General features: G+C 50.4%; 12 protein-coding genes and 1 pseudogene. 6 read left to right on the top strand and 7 right to left on the bottom strand.

What is annotated here, in order from left to right; all coding sequences use genetic code 11:
• The first annotated feature begins 115 nt into the window (after positions 1-115).
• From PaeBR_RS04660 to PaeBR_RS04650, 3 genes are read left to right on the top strand one after another with little or no spacing between them, the layout of a single operon-like run.
• The gene (locus PaeBR_RS04660; RefSeq protein WP_410513725.1) at positions 116-439 is read left to right on the top strand and encodes a hypothetical protein; all 324 of its coding nucleotides are present in this window, start codon (positions 116-118) and stop codon (positions 437-439) included.
• Between the two features lie 50 nt (positions 440-489).
• On the top strand, positions 490-786 hold the full coding sequence (locus tag PaeBR_RS04655) for a hypothetical protein (protein ID WP_410515072.1): 297 nt from the start codon (positions 490-492) through the stop codon (positions 784-786).
• Positions 680-955 carry a hypothetical protein gene (locus PaeBR_RS04650; protein WP_410515071.1) on the top strand — a complete coding sequence of 92 codons (276 nt, stop codon included), beginning with the start codon at positions 680-682 and terminating at the stop codon, positions 953-955. The genes PaeBR_RS04655 and PaeBR_RS04650 overlap by 107 nt, the downstream gene beginning before the upstream one ends.
• Positions 956-959: 4 nt before the next feature.
• Here the strand turns inward: PaeBR_RS04650 and gltB are convergent, their stop codons facing one another.
• The 3 genes from gltB to PaeBR_RS04635 form a co-directional block, all read right to left on the bottom strand.
• Complete coding sequence (gene gltB / locus PaeBR_RS04645; RefSeq protein WP_410513724.1) at positions 960-5,555, bottom strand: glutamate synthase large subunit; 4,596 nt, start codon at positions 5,553-5,555, stop codon at positions 960-962.
• 411 nt (positions 5,556-5,966) lie between these two features.
• A complete protein-coding gene (locus PaeBR_RS04640) occupies positions 5,967-8,237 on the bottom strand; it encodes a YhgE/Pip family protein (RefSeq protein ID WP_410513723.1) in 2,271 nt (756 codons plus the stop codon).
• Between the two features lie 150 nt (positions 8,238-8,387).
• A complete protein-coding gene (locus tag PaeBR_RS04635) occupies positions 8,388-8,966 on the bottom strand; it encodes a TetR/AcrR family transcriptional regulator (protein WP_410513722.1) in 579 nt (192 codons plus the stop codon).
• Between the two features lie 261 nt (positions 8,967-9,227).
• Here PaeBR_RS04635 and PaeBR_RS04630 point away from each other — a divergent pair, with 261 nt between their 5' ends.
• Positions 9,228-10,409, top strand: coding sequence for an MGDG synthase family glycosyltransferase (locus PaeBR_RS04630; protein ID WP_410513721.1), 1,182 nt, complete (start codon positions 9,228-9,230; stop codon positions 10,407-10,409).
• A 149-nt stretch (positions 10,410-10,558) separates the two neighbouring features.
• Here the strand turns inward: PaeBR_RS04630 and PaeBR_RS04625 are convergent, their stop codons facing one another.
• Positions 10,559-10,744, bottom strand: coding sequence for a hypothetical protein (locus tag PaeBR_RS04625; RefSeq protein WP_410513720.1), 186 nt, complete (start codon positions 10,742-10,744; stop codon positions 10,559-10,561).
• 147 nt (positions 10,745-10,891) lie between these two features.
• Here PaeBR_RS04625 and PaeBR_RS04620 point away from each other — a divergent pair, with 147 nt between their 5' ends.
• The gene (locus PaeBR_RS04620; protein ID WP_410513719.1) at positions 10,892-11,425 is read left to right on the top strand and encodes a hypothetical protein; all 534 of its coding nucleotides are present in this window, start codon (positions 10,892-10,894) and stop codon (positions 11,423-11,425) included.
• On the opposite strand, the pseudogene PaeBR_RS04615 reads toward PaeBR_RS04620, so the two are convergent.
• The 3 genes and pseudogenes from PaeBR_RS04615 to thpR form a co-directional block, all read right to left on the bottom strand.
• A pseudogene (locus tag PaeBR_RS04615) lies at positions 11,377-11,544 on the bottom strand (MBL fold metallo-hydrolase); the annotation flags it as partial. The gene PaeBR_RS04620 and the pseudogene PaeBR_RS04615 overlap by 49 nt on opposite strands.
• Positions 11,545-11,550: 6 nt before the next feature.
• The gene (locus PaeBR_RS04610) at positions 11,551-12,411 is read right to left on the bottom strand and encodes a cell wall hydrolase (protein ID WP_410513718.1); all 861 of its coding nucleotides are present in this window, start codon (positions 12,409-12,411) and stop codon (positions 11,551-11,553) included.
• Between the two features lie 84 nt (positions 12,412-12,495).
• Positions 12,496-13,167: an RNA 2',3'-cyclic phosphodiesterase gene (thpR, locus tag PaeBR_RS04605; protein WP_410513717.1), complete on the bottom strand. Its 672-nt coding sequence runs from the start codon at positions 13,165-13,167 to the stop codon at positions 12,496-12,498.
• A 23-nt stretch (positions 13,168-13,190) separates the two neighbouring features.
• On the opposite strand from thpR, the gene PaeBR_RS04600 reads away from it, so the two are divergent.
• Complete coding sequence (locus PaeBR_RS04600) at positions 13,191-14,147, top strand: D-2-hydroxyacid dehydrogenase (RefSeq protein WP_410513716.1); 957 nt, start codon at positions 13,191-13,193, stop codon at positions 14,145-14,147.
• Positions 14,148-14,196 lie beyond the last annotated feature (49 nt).

Genomic DNA, 14,196 nt, shown 5'->3' with positions numbered 1-14,196 from the left:
CCATAATCTCACTTCCTTTCATCTATTGCATTTTACCACATTTACCCTTTTTATAAAAATAGGGGGTGTTTGCTTGAAATAGTAAGAAGAAACGGCTGCGGGTGTCCCAAAAGCCATGAAATGGCTGCTTGGGACACCCGCGTTTTTTGAGCAGGATCGACGTGAGAGCTTGGTGTGGACGCTCCGCGAACGGACCGTTGTTCCAATCGCTGTTGTCCCCAGATTTTATTTATTCTCCTTAGCGGTGAAAATCCGGGGACAAAGGCGACCGCTGCCGCTTTTCCACAATCGTTCCGTCCTCTCCGCTGCTTTAAGCGGGAAACGTTTCGACAATCTTTTAAAAAACGCAAAAAAGAAACCGCCCTGGCTCGACGACACCATCTTTGACGCTGCCTATCCCGGCGATGGCCGCGACAGTTACCACCCTTATGCTAACTAAAGTCATTTCGCAAGCGTCATTACCGAAGCCAAAACTGCGTCGGCTGCCCCCTGAAGGAACGTTGTACTAAGGCGACGGGAAATCGGGAAGTGGTCGTCAGTCTGGAACAGCTGAAGTATCAAAACCAGGCTCGGGAAATTCTACGGAGTGAGGAAGGCTACGCCTTGGCTGTACGCCGGATCCACGGAACCCGAAAGTGTATTTGGACAACTGAAAAACAACCGGAGCTTCCGGCGATTTCTGCTTCGCGGTATGGAAAAAGTGACACTCGAGGTCGGTTGGCTTTCACTTGCTCACAATCTATTGAAGCTAGCCGTAGCGGACTCCAAACGCAAAGGTTTTTTTAGAATGCAGAAGGGCTCTCTCTGTCGTAGAAATTCACTTATGGAACAGCCCCCCGTTTCTCGTGAAAATATAAGGAAAAAGTATGGAGTGAAACTTATAATTTCTTGTATTTTTAAAAAGGGACCTGACCCCTTCCGCAAGCGGAAGAAGATCAGGTCCCTATATTCATGATTCTCTAGCCGCCAACACGTGCAAGCTCACGCATATTTGCTTCGAAAGCCGCCATCAATGCCGCCTCGCCAGTCAGCCCCGCATCCTCAACCTTACGAATTTGCTGCATCATCCGTTTGTAATCCTTCGGAATCACACGGGCAAATTTCGGCAGGCACTCTTCCCACTGGTCAAGTATGCGTTGTCCCGCCATGCTTCCTGTAAGTTCGGCATGCTTTAAGATCAGGCCCTGAAGCTCTGCAATCTCTTCAGGCTCCTCTACGCGCTCCAGCAATACCATCTCCAGGTTGCAGCGGCTTACAAAGCTGCTATCTGCGTCGTAGACGTAAGCGATACCGCCTGACATCCCTGCCGCAAAGTTGCGGCCGGTTCCGCCGAGCACGACTACGCGTCCGCCAGTCATGTATTCACAGCCATGGTCGCCCACGCCTTCCACAACCACATTCGCGCCGGAGTTGCGAACCGCAAAGCGTTCACCGGCGATTCCGCTGATGTAAGCTTCTCCTCCTGTTGCTCCATAAAGCGCTGTGTTCCCGATGATGATGTTGTCCTCAGCAGCGAAGGTCGCCTTCGAAGATGGCTTCACGATCAGCTTACCGCCTGATAGGCCTTTGCCGACATAGTCATTGGAGTCGCCTTCGACCGTAATTGTAATACCCTTTGGTACGAATGCCCCCAAACTTTGTCCTGCAGATCCGGTGAAATAAAGACGGATCGTATCATCCGGCAATCCGGCAGCACCGTATTTGCGTGTCAATTCACTGCCCAGTATCGTTCCTACCGCACGGTTCACGTTCGTAATCGGCAAGAAAGCCTCCACTGGAGTTCCCGATTCCAATGCCGGAGCTGCCAGCTCAAGCAGTTTGGTCACATCAAGCGTTTCTTCCAGACCGTGGTTCTGGCGCTTGGTGCGGAAGCGTGTGCTTCCTTCCGGCAATTCCGGTGTATGCAGCAGGCTGCTCAGATCTACACCCTTCTTCTTCCAGTGGCTCGATGCCTTTGCAGCGTCGAGGCAATCTGTACGTCCCACCATCTCTTCGATGGTGCGGAAGCCGAGGCTCGCCATAATCTCACGCAGGTCCTGGGCTACGAAGGTCATAAAGTTAACTACATACTGCGGATCGCCCGAGAAATTCTTGCGAAGATCCGGATTCTGTGTCGCCACACCAACCGGACAAGTATCCATCTGGCAGACGCGCATCATAATACAGCCTACAGCAACCAGCGGTGCCGTGGAGAAGCCATATTCCTCGGCTCCCAGCAATATCGCTACGGCCAAATCGCGTCCGCTCAGCATTTTGCCGTCGGTTTCTAGAGTAACACGGTCACGCAAATTGTTCAGCATCAGCGTCTGATGCGTTTCAGCCAGTCCCAGCTCCCAAGGAAGACCCGCATGCCGGATGGAGTTCATCGGCGATGCGCCTGTTCCGCCGTCATATCCGCTAATGAGAATAATATCGGCACGGCCCTTAGCCACACCAGCTGCAATCGTACCCACGCCAACCTCAGATACTAGCTTTACATTAATATTTGCACGCGGATTAGCATTCTTCAGATCATAGATCAGCTCTGCCAAATCCTCGATGGAGTAAATATCATGATGCGGCGGCGGTGAAATCAGGCCTACGCCTGCTGTTGAACCGCGCACTTCGGCAACCCATGGGTATACCTTGCGTCCAGGCAGCTGTCCGCCTTCACCAGGCTTCGCTCCCTGGGCCATCTTAATCTGAATCTCGTCTGCATTAACCAGATAGTTCGAAGTTACACCAAAACGTCCAGAGGCTACCTGCTTGATTGCACTGCGGCGGGAATCGCCGTTGCTGTCCGGAATGAAGCGAGCCGGATCTTCACCGCCTTCGCCGGTGTTGCTCTTGCCGCCGATACGGTTCATTGCAATAGCCAGCGTCTCATGGGCTTCCTTACTGATCGAACCGAAGGACATTGCGCCTGTCTTAAAGCGTTTCATGATCGATTCTACCGGTTCAACTTCTTCAAGCGGGACCGGGGCGTTTTCCGGCTTGAATTGCAGCAAGGACCGGATTGTCAAATGCTTCTCACTCTCACCCTGTACGAGTGCAGCGAACTTCTTGTACGTAGCGTAATCGCCGCTGCGCACCGAGTGCTGAAGCAGATGAATGGTTTGCGGGTTGAAGAGATGCTCTTCACCGTCACTGCGCCATTGATATTCCCCGCCAGAATCCAGTACTTTATCGTTGCCGTCTTTGTCGGTAAAGGCGCGGTTGTGGGTAAATAGTACTTCTGCCGCCACTTCTTCAAGACCGATACCGCCAATGCGGGAAGGCGTCCAGGTGAAGTAACGATCTACAAATTCCGAATTCAGGCCAACCGCTTCAAAAATTTGCGCGCCGCGGTAGGACTGGATGGTGGAAATACCCATTTTGGAAAGTATTTTAACTACGCTCTTCGTCGCAGCCTTGATATAGTTCTTCACGGCCTTCTCGTGGGAAATTCCACGCAGCAAACCTTGGCTGATCATGTCATCCAGACTCTCGAAGGCCAAATACGGATTCACGGCACTTACGCCGTAACCGAGAAGGAGCGCGTAGTGATGCACCTCGCGCGGTTCACCGGACTCCAGCAGAATGCTGACTTTGGTCCGTGTACCCTGACGGATTAAATGATGATGGAGGCTCGACACAGCAAGCAGTGCCGGGATAGCGGCATTCTCGCGGTCTACACCACGGTCGGACAGAATAAGAATGTTATGACCCTTGCCAATAACCCGGTCAGCAGCCTCGCACAGACGGTCGATCGCCGTTTGCATTCCGGCTGCACCCAGCTCCGCCGGGAAAAGAATCGGAATCGACATCGATTTGAAGCCGGCTCGGCGTACATGGCGGATTTTGGCGAAATCCTCATTGGAAAGAATAGGCGTATCCAGCGAGATCTGACGGCAGCTCTCCGGTTCCGGTTTGAGCAGGTTGCGCTCAGGTCCAATCGTTGTTGTTGTTGAAGTTACCAGCTCTTCGCGGATAGCATCAATTGGCGGATTGGTTACCTGGGCAAACATTTGTTTAAAGTAATTGTACAAACGCTGCGGACGATCCGACAGCACAGCTAACGGGGAATCGTAGCCCATCGAGCCGATAGCTTCTTGACCTGTGGATGCCATAGGCTCCAGCACTTTACGCAAATCCTCAAAGGTGTATCCGAAAGACTGCTGAAGCTGCTGCACATTATCATGTTTAGGGTTCGGCAGCTCGGGCGCATCAGGAAGCTCTTCAAGACTGATTAAATGCTCATCAAGCCACTGGCGGTAAGGCTGCTCGGAGGCAATCGCCGCTTTGACCTCTTCATCGGAAATAATGCGGCCTTCCTTTGTATCAACCAAAAGCATACGCCCTGGTCTCAAACGATCCTTGTAGAGTACGTTCTCAGGTGCGATATCTAGAACACCAGCCTCGGAGGAAAGAACAATCAGGTCGTCTTTGGTTACATAATAACGTGAAGGACGCAGTCCGTTACGGTCAAGAATTGCGCCGATTTGAACGCCATCGGTAAAGCCCATAGCGGCTGGTCCATCCCACGGCTCCATTAAAGTACTGTGATATTCATAGAAAGCTTTCTTCTTCTCATCCATGCTGTCATGGTTGCTCCACGGTTCAGGAACCATCATCATCGCTACCTGCGGCAAGGAACGGCCAGCCAGGTACAGGAATTCGAACGTATTATCGAACATCGCCGTATCCGATCCATCCGGGTTAATAACTGGTTTGATCTTGGCCAGATCTTCTCCGAACACATCGCTCTTGAAAAGGGACTGACGGGCATGCATCCAGTTCACGTTACCGCGCAGTGTATTAATTTCACCATTGTGGATCATAAAGCGGTACGGGTGGGCACGTTCCCAGCTCGGGAATGTATTGGTACTGAAACGGGAATGCACAAGCGCAATCGCCGATTCCAGATTCTCGTTCTGCAAATCCAGGTAGAATTGTCCTACTTGTTCAGTAGTTAACATGCCTTTATAGACGATTTTGCGGCAAGATAGGCTCGGCAGATAAAAGGACACGCCCTCTTCTACTCCGCCGTAGCGAATAGCCAGCTCAGCGCGCTTACGGATGACAAACAGCTTGCGTTCAAAAGCAAGATCGTCGGTGATATCAACCGAACGGCCGATAAACACCTGACGTACAAAAGGCTTGGCTGCTTTAGCCGTTTTACCCAGCATTTCATCAAAGGTAGGCACATCACGATAGCCAAGTACTTCCTGGCCCTCTTCAGCAATAATTTCGCTTAACAGAGCTTCGTGGCGGGCGCGGATCTCTTCGTTATGAGACAAAAAGATCATACCGACACCATAATGGCCCTGCTCCGGCAGCTCAAAGCCAAGCTTCGTGGCTTCTCCGGCAAAGAATCGGTGTGGAATTTGCAGCATGATGCCTGCTCCGTCACCGGAGTTAGGTTCGCTTCCCTGGCCTCCCCGATGCTCCATATTAAAGAGCATAGTCAAAGCATTGGTTACAATATCATGGGAGGGCTTGCCTTTGATATGGGCAACAAACCCCATTCCGCACGCATCTTTTTCGAACTGGGGATCGTAAAGGCCCTGTTTAGGGGGCAGTTCAGTGTGTCTCATCTTACGCAACCTTTCTATTATAAAGTAGGACGTTATCACAAGGGTCATAAAACAGTAGAACAGGATAAGGAAAATCCATATCTTCTGATTGTATCAAAACCTTAATAATTATTCATCTATATTCGTTATATTATTTTATCATCGACCTGACATGAGCGCAATTTAAACTTTTTTATGATATTGATTAACATTTGTTTTTGCGACACAGCTTTAGTGGGCAAAAGCGTAAAAAATCTTTGTTATGCATAAATATACACGATAAACGAATAAGCCGTTATGCATTGAAAGCGTTTCAACTTTTTTATTTTATACTTTTTGTTCTGAAGAAGACGCGCTTTCATTCCGCCAAACCAAAAAGCGCCCCCGAAGGAGGCGCCTGAATATGGGCTATTTTTCCATAGTATCTACCGATTATACAGTCAACAATTGTTCACTTTTCACCACAGCTTCACTATCCCTGTCACGGGTCATGAAGTAGCTGAACGTAAGCGCCAGGAAGGCCACCCCGTAGATTGTCAGCATACCTGCATCGCCCCACATTGCGTTGTAATCACCGGTTGAGATCACTGCCTTAAAGCCTCTGACACTATAAGTCATAGGCAGCAGCGGATTGAAGAATTTCATCCAATCCGGAATGAGCTCCAGCGGGAAGGTTCCGGCACTCGTTGTCAATTGAAAGATCAGAATAACGATGACAACGAAACGTCCCGGTTGATCAAGCCAGGTTACAATCGCCTGAATGACCCACATGAAGGCCAAACTGGTTATAAAGGTGAACGCATAGAAGAGCGCTGCGTTCTGAACATGCAGACCCAGTCCGTATAATAGCACAATCGCTGCCAGCAGAGACTGCAGTAGACTCATCATCGAGAAAGAAAGAGTACGGCTGATGAAGCGGTTGAAGCGGCTGGCACCGATAACCTCCGATTCACGCGTTGGAACCACGAGCGTGGAGATCAGTGCACCCACGAACAAACCAAGCGACAGGAAGTACGGAGCAAAGCCTGTGCCGTAGTTCGGAACCTCATTGATCTTATGCTCTTCTATTTCTACAGGCTGAGCGAACATTTGCATCATGGCATCCGATTTATTTACAGCACTTGTCTGCCCGGCAGCTTCACCAAGCTTTGTTGCCAATTCGCTGGAGCCGGATTTCAGCTCATCCATGCCGTCTTTGAGCTCGCCTGCACCGTTAGCCAGCTTCTTCGAGCCGTCCGCTACAGAGCTGATCCCGCTCCCGAGCTGCTCAACACCGCTCAGCAGCTTCGACGTTCCGGCTTCCAGCGCTCTGCCCCCGTCAGCCAGCTTGCTGCCGCCTGCTGCGGCCTCGCTCAGCTTCGCACCAAACTGCGCCATGCCGGCGGTCAGTCTGCTGCCGCCTTCCTCCAGTGCGGACGCTCCTCCAGCCAGCTGCCGCTGGCCTTCCAGGAGCTCCGCACTGCCTGCATTAAGCTGCTGCGCGCCGCCCAGCAGCCGGGTTACCCCGCCATCCAGCTGCTGGGAGCCCGCATGCAGCTGATCTGCACCCTGCACCAGCTGCTGCTGGCTTTGCTGGAGCTGCTGACTGCCCGCTGCGACTGCTGCGCTCGCCGCCAGCAGCTTTTGCACTTCCGGACTTGCGGCCAGCTGAGGATTCGACTTCGCCAGCTCCTGCAAGCCGTCGGCTACAGCCTTCGCGCCCTCGGTTACCTTCACGCTGCCATCCGCCGAAGCCTTTAACCCGGCTGCCAGCTTCGCACTGCCGTCAACCACAGATCTCGAGCCAGCCTGCAGCTTTGCTGTCCCATCCACTGCCTCTTGCGTTCCGGCTTGCAGCTTCGCAGCACCCGCTGCCGTTTGCTGCAGGCCTTCATTAAGCCTCTTGCTGCCGGCCGCAGTCTGTGAAACTCCATCTTGAAGCTTCTCGTGTGCGGCAGCCAGCTGCTGCAAACCAGAAGCGAGGGTACTGCTACCGGTCTCCAGTGCAGCCGCACCCGTGTTCAAATCGGTTACGCCTTTAGTGAGGGGCTCTACACCATTCAAGAGCTTGCCTGTGCCATCAGTCAGCAGGAGAAGATTATCTTCCAGCTTGACGGCACCCTCATCAAGTTTGCCTGCGCCATCCGCAATTTGGGTTGCGCCGTCTCCCGCTTCGCCAAGTCCGCTGGAGATTTCAGCAAACTTATCGAACACAGATTCCGTATAAGCCTCCGTTACCTTGGCCGATACCTTTGCCTTAATGTCCTTCACTGCTGTCCCGCCGATTTGGCCGGCCAGGAAATTGTATCCTTCATTCGGCTCGAAAATAATATGGGCCGGCTGCGGATCAGCATCCAATAATGTAGTTGCTTTGGCGGAGAAGTCTTGAGGAACGACAATCGCCATATAATAAGTATTGTCCTTAAGGCCGGCTTCTGCCTGTTTACGGGTTACAAAGTTCCAATCGAACCCATCGGTTTTCTTCAGCTCCTCCACCAGATCGCTACCGGCGCTAAGCTGTTTTCCTTCATAACTGGCACCTTTATCTTCATTCACGACAGCGACCGGCAGTTCGTTCATTTTACCGTACGGATCCCAGAATGCCTTCAGGAACAATCCGCTGTACAATACCGGAATAAAAAGGACTACAAACATCGGAATCAGCACCTTAGGATCTCTGAGAGCCGCACCAAGGTCTTTCATAAATACGGATAATGATTTCATTCTGGTTCTCTCCTTATCATATACTCTCTATATAAAGCTGGTTTTGCGAAAAAATGTTTTGATATTTCGAAACACCGGATGACTGTTTTCCCCAATCGGTCATTTAAGTGCAAAAAAAACGCCTTTCGGCTTTTTTTAATTGCTGATTGTTTAGGACTGCGCCAGACCTTCGGCCAGAAACAAATGAAAATACGTCTTGATTTGCTCTTTATCCAAAGGGGCGTGCGTTTTGTTCAGTTCAGAGGTCAGAACAATATATAATCTGAACATGACTACCGATACGATTTGGGGGTCACAGGGCTTAATTTCCCCTTGGCGGATCGCATGCTCCACCTCCCGTTCCAAATATTCCAATACCACGTTCTCAATCTTGTCCAGTCCTTCCCCGGCCTGAGGTGTCCCAAACTCGCGATTCTCCTGGGAAAGTTTAATGAACAGCTCGTGCTCGCTTCGAAATTCCAGCAGGGCATCCAGAACACGGTGAAGATTATCAAAGAAGGGTTTATCGCGCTTGATTTCCCGCTCGGCAATTAGCTTCATTTCAGCCATCACATCACGCAGGATCTCATCAAACAGCTGCTCCTTGTTGGTAAAAAAGGTATAGATGGTTCCTTTGCCGACATTCGCAATTTTTGCGACCTGATCCATTGTTGTTGCCTTATAGCCGAATAATGAAAAAGATTTCGTCGCGGCCTGAAGCACCTGCTGCCTTCGATCTACCACAACCACCTGTACACTTCCTTTCTCAGAAATATGCTGAATTACCGGAAATGACTAAATTACTATACTGGTCATTCAGTCATTTATCACTTTAGCACTTTGACTCCGCATTTGCAATACAGAAGATATCTTTTATTTTTTAATTTTTGCAGTGATTTAACTTTCTATTTACGTCTATTTTGTATAATGTGAGAAGAGTAGGTATTTCCCTGGTATATAATATAAGAAGACGCCGCAATTCTATTGATAAGGAAAGTAGCAGGTGAACTTATGCGAAAGAAAAGAGTACTGCTGTTTTCGGAAGGCTTCGGAACGGGCCACACAGGGGCAGCTTATGCTCTCGCCGAAGGAATAAAGCTGCTGAACCCGGATGTCCAGTGCAGAGTTATTGAACTGGGTAGATTTCTTAACCCAACGGTTGCTCCTTGGATTCTTTCCGCCTACCGAAAGACTGTCAGCAGCCAGCCTAAGCTGGTCGGCATGATGTATAAGACACAATATCACAAATCACTGAACCGGTTGACCAAGCTGGCACTTCACCGGATTTTTTATACACATGCCTCACAGGTTATAGAGCAGCTTAAGCCGGATTTGATCATTTGCACGCATCCGATTCCAGCCGCCGTTATTTCCCGTCTGAAGCGCCGCGGACTGAATGTGCCGCTCTATACGCTGATTACAGATTACGATGCGCATGGCAGTTGGGTAAATGCCGAGGTCAACCGCTATCTTGTCTCTACCTCACGGGTTAAGTCGATTCTCACTGGCCGGGGAATCCCTCCCGAGCTAGTGACCGTTTCCGGTATTCCAGTTCATCCGAAGTTCTGGGAACGCTCGAACAAAACGCAGCTGCGCAAGGAACTGGGACTTGCCGATATTCCTACTGTGCTCATTATGGGTGGAGGCTGGGGGCTGATGTTCGGCAAAGACGTCATGGACTCCCTTATGGCGAGGATGGACGATATCCAGCTTATATTTTGTATGGGAAGCAATGACAAGCTTGTTGCCAAAATGCGAAGCAATCCCTTATTCCGCCATCCTAATATAAAAATTCTTGGATACAGCAGTGAAATCAACAACCTGATGGATGCTTCCGACCTGCTTATTACCAAGCCTGGCGGCATGACCTGCACCGAGGGCCAGGCCAAGGGTATCCCTATGCTTTTCTACAAAGCTATTCCCGGCCAGGAGGAGAAGAACTGCCAGTATTTTGTGGAGCTTGGTTTAGCGGAAGTGCTGGATTCAAAAGTTGTGGATAAATGGTACACCCTGCTGCTTCGTGAATATGCGGCTCTGGAGGAGCAGCGCAGACGGCGTCTTGCTCCTGACCGGCATCAACCGCGCCACTGTGCCGCTGCCGTACTGGAGATGCTTGGAAACCCTGCAGATACGACAGAACTTAGAGCTGCACGGACCCAGGCACGAAATGAAGAAGCTGCAATTGTTACCTAGAAAAAAAGGGGGTGTCCCAAAAGCCATAGAAATGGCTATGGGACATCCTTTTGTTTTTGGAGAAAGATTGAAGTGGGTGTTTTGGATGAACGCTCCGCGAACGGACCGTTGCGTAAGTCGCTGTGCTCTCCAGATTTTATTTATTTTCCTTAACGGTAAAAATCCGGAGAGCAAGGCGACCGCTGCCGCTTTTCCGCAATCGTTCCGTCCTCTCCGCTGCTTTCAGCGGAAACCCTTCCTCCCAAATCTTCTTTAAAATCACAAAAAGAAATCGCCCTTTGGTAAAATGGAAGTGTCGAAGCCACCATTTTAAAAGGAGCGATTTCTTTGTACATCCAATATACCATGGACCAACTTTACCTGCCAATGGATTTAGAAGAAGATATTCCGTCAAATCACCTCGTTCGTGTCGTTAATACGGCCGTGACAGCTATCATCCCAAAATGTTAACCAAAGTCATTATCTACGCTTACACCCAGCGGATGAAAGACGTCCTCGAATCCGTATTTACCGCCGTGCTTCAGTTCTTGGCCGACGAAAAGTACGTCTCTCTGGAGCATTACTTTGTAGATGGAACCAAGATTGAAGCGAATGCCAACCGTTACACCTTCGTTTGGGGGGAAGCCGTCGTCAAACACAAAGCCAGGTTACAGGAGAAGGTGCACACGCTGTTTGCTACCATTGAAGCAAATGAGCAGCGGGAAGAACAGACTAACCAAGGCGGTGACCTTGCCGAACTCGGCGAAAGAACAGAACTGACCGGCGAAAAATTAGAAACCGCCCTTCAAAAGCTGGAAGCCCAGCTCCAGGAGAAGCCGAAAGACAAGCCGCTGAAGAAAGCGGTGCGTCAGCTCCGCAAGGATCTGCTCCCTCGTCTGCAAAAATACGAGCAGTACCAGAATACCCTCGGCAACCGAAATTGTTTCAGTAAGACCGATCCAGACGCGACTTTCATGCGAATGAAGGAACCGCCTATGTTCATATGTTTGACCTGCGCACCTTTACTTTTACAATAATCCGCAAGCTCATAAACTGCAAATATCGGACAATTGTTGCTCTTGGAGATCTCAATCGCGTCCCCCAGATGATCAGAATGACCGTGTGTCAGCAGAACAGCATCTACCTTAATTTCTTCCGGCGACTATTTATAGAAGGTATGATTTCCTATGGTTTTGGCATATTCCTGTGAATGGTGCACAGTCAGATCCTCGGCAAGCTTTAACGACAGGAAAAAATAAGTGTCGTCGGTAACTTCCTTTTCTCCGGAAAGCGCCGCTTTGACAGCATTAATACTATCCTGATTCGGCTTGACGCGTTTAAGGCGCCCGTTCGCTACAGGACTGAATTGGCTTTTCTGATAGATCACATCTTTAATTGTGTCTGGGAAATTGGCTGACCGCAGCCGGTTCAGAACAACGTTGGCAACTGCCACCTTGCCCTGGTACGGTTCGCCTTCTGCCTCTGCCATTACAACCTTCTGCAGCAGAAGCATATCTTCTTCGGATACCGCGTAGCGCCAGGTTGCATTGCTCTGCTGTTCCTGGCTTAATAGCTCCGTCCGTGAGAAGAATAATGTTGTTGGGGGATATTGCTGAGATACCGTTGCCTCTCCCTTATGCAGCGCCTTTTGCGCGGCAGGTGGAGAAGTGACTGCAGCAGCCTTCACCGGTATACCGGAAGTGACTGGCTTGCTTTGGTCTATTAAATCCCAGATACTGATCCATGCCGCTTCCCCCTCCGATTTCCATGATGGGTTAAGCTTGGGAGCAACAGCTGCCCGCTTCGAAAGAAGCGTGCTCTGTGTCCTTTTAGGGTCTGTATCCTCTTTCAGCGTCAACGGCAAGTCAGCGGATAACCCGGATGATTGCAGCTTAACCATTTGCATTCTGTTCTGCCCGCCCTCCGTGATCCCCCCCGGATAGAGCAGGCTTATCGCCGAAAAGCACACCAGTATTACGCCGACCAACAGCGCTATACAGCGGCTTTGTTTAAATATCAACATATACTTATACTACCTCCTAATTACAGCACATTCCTATTCTATGTAACCGAAAATGGGAGGTTTGAATACATTTCTGTCGATTTTCTAGGAAAATGTAATTTTTTCGACCGTTTCGTACATCGGGCTTTTATGCATTCTGGTTACAAAAACTACCAGATAATCAACAATCCATGACACATTATCAATAACGTCTTTCGTATTTCCCTCTGGCTTCTGCAAAGCTTGCAGACGCTCTGCCGTATAAGGGCGATCACCGCGGTATTTACGCGCCATAGTAATATGCGGCCTGTATTCCCTGTCTTCACCGGCAAAACCCAGCGGCAGTGTGGCGGAGGTTACCGCTCTTTGCAAAGCGTGTAATTGCTGCAGATCACCATCAATCCCGCCCCATAGCACACGGGGAGAGGCTGGCGGTCCGAACGTGCCCCATTTTTGCAAGGACAGCTCGAAAGGGGTAAATCCGGCCGTTGCATCCCTCAGTGCTGCGATAAGAGCCGGAATCCTTTCCGGCGGAGTGTCTCCCAGAAATTGCAGCGTTATATGGTAATCCTCGGCATGCACCCACTTTGAGAAATCAAGCTCCGTGGACAATATGCGGCAATGACGACCCAAAGCTGCGCGAAGCTCTTCAGGCAGCCGGATGGCAACGAACAGTCTTTCCGGACGACTGGACTCCTTATTTTTCATTGAAATTTCACCTTTCTTGGCGGATTTGATATCCTTATCAACATAGGCTTTATCACTTATCCATCGCATAACGAACCCGGGAGGATATTCATATGACTAAATCCATTGTATGTTTGCAGCCTTTGACACCGCAGCAGCAGGAGAGAATCAGAGAGGCTGCTCCAGACTATACACTGACACAGGCCGATGCCAAACATCCGGATTTGCAGCTGCTTGGCCAAGCGGAAATTGTAATCGGCTGGGCCAAAGGCATCGCAGATACAACGCTGGCTGCAGGTTCACCGCTCCGCTGGGTGCAGACATGGTCTGCCGGTATCGAGAAGCTTCCGCTCCAGCGGTTCCAGGATCGCGGGATCATTCTGACCAATGCCAGCGGCGTGCATGCCGAGCCGATCTCCGCTGTGATTTTCGGATTCATGCTGCTCTTTACACGCAACCTCCATACGGCCATACGCAATCAGGAGGCACGGCTCTGGGAATCGGACGGGACCGAGAGCGAATTGACCGGCAAAACAGCCGTTATCGTCGGCACCGGCGCAATCGGGAGCGAAACGGCGAGAATCGCCAAGGCCTTCCGCATGAAGACCGTGGGCGTAAGCCGCTCAGGAGCGATTTTGCCCGATTTCGACTCCGTTTATACCACAGAACACTTAAAGGAAGCTGTTAGTAAAGGGCATTTTATTATTAATACTCTCCCGCTAACCGATAAGACGCGTTATCTATTTAACAAACCTGTATTCTCTGCCTTTCGGCAAGGGTCAATCTACATTAACATCGGGCGAGGCGCTACCACACATACGGACGATCTGGTGGATGCATTGAACAGCGGGCAGCTGGGCGGGGCCGGGCTGGACGTATTTGAGACCGAGCCGCTGCCTCCGGATCACCCGCTCTGGGGAATGAAGCAGGTTATTATTACCCCGCATAGTGCCGGAAACACGGATCGTTATGCCGACAGGATCGTTGATATTTTCACTGAAAATATCAAGTCTTATATTTCCGGCGGTTCACCTGCCCGTAATGTTGTAGATTACAGCCGCCAGTATTAAGTTTAAACGAACGAAAGCCTCCATGTACCACTTACAGATCTGTAAATGG

The organism is Paenibacillus sp. BR2-3, assembly GCF_046529485.1.
Classification (GTDB): Bacteria; Bacillota; Bacilli; order Paenibacillales; family Paenibacillaceae; genus Paenibacillus_AQ.
The sequence above is the reverse complement of the archived record's forward strand: the minus strand, read 5'-3'. Positions and strand labels throughout refer to the sequence as shown.

Coding starts and splice junctions, on each gene's coding strand:
- PaeBR_RS04630 (WP_410513721.1), top strand. CDS start 9,228: ATGCGAAAGAAAAGAGTACTGCTGTTTTCGGAAGGCTTCGGAACGGGC.
- PaeBR_RS04620 (WP_410513719.1), top strand. CDS start 10,892: ATGAAAGACGTCCTCGAATCCGTATTTACCGCCGTGCTTCAGTTCTTG.
- PaeBR_RS04640 (WP_410513723.1), bottom strand. CDS start 8,237: ATGAAATCATTATCCGTATTTATGAAAGACCTTGGTGCGGCTCTCAGA.
- PaeBR_RS04610 (WP_410513718.1), bottom strand. CDS start 12,411: ATGTTGATATTTAAACAAAGCCGCTGTATAGCGCTGTTGGTCGGCGTA.
- PaeBR_RS04625 (WP_410513720.1), bottom strand. CDS start 10,744: ATGTACAAAGAAATCGCTCCTTTTAAAATGGTGGCTTCGACACTTCCA.
- gltB (WP_410513724.1), bottom strand. CDS start 5,555: ATGAGACACACTGAACTGCCCCCTAAACAGGGCCTTTACGATCCCCAG.
- PaeBR_RS04660 (WP_410513725.1), top strand. CDS start 116: ATGAAATGGCTGCTTGGGACACCCGCGTTTTTTGAGCAGGATCGACGT.
- PaeBR_RS04600 (WP_410513716.1), top strand. CDS start 13,191: ATGACTAAATCCATTGTATGTTTGCAGCCTTTGACACCGCAGCAGCAG.
- thpR (WP_410513717.1), bottom strand. CDS start 13,167: ATGCGATGGATAAGTGATAAAGCCTATGTTGATAAGGATATCAAATCC.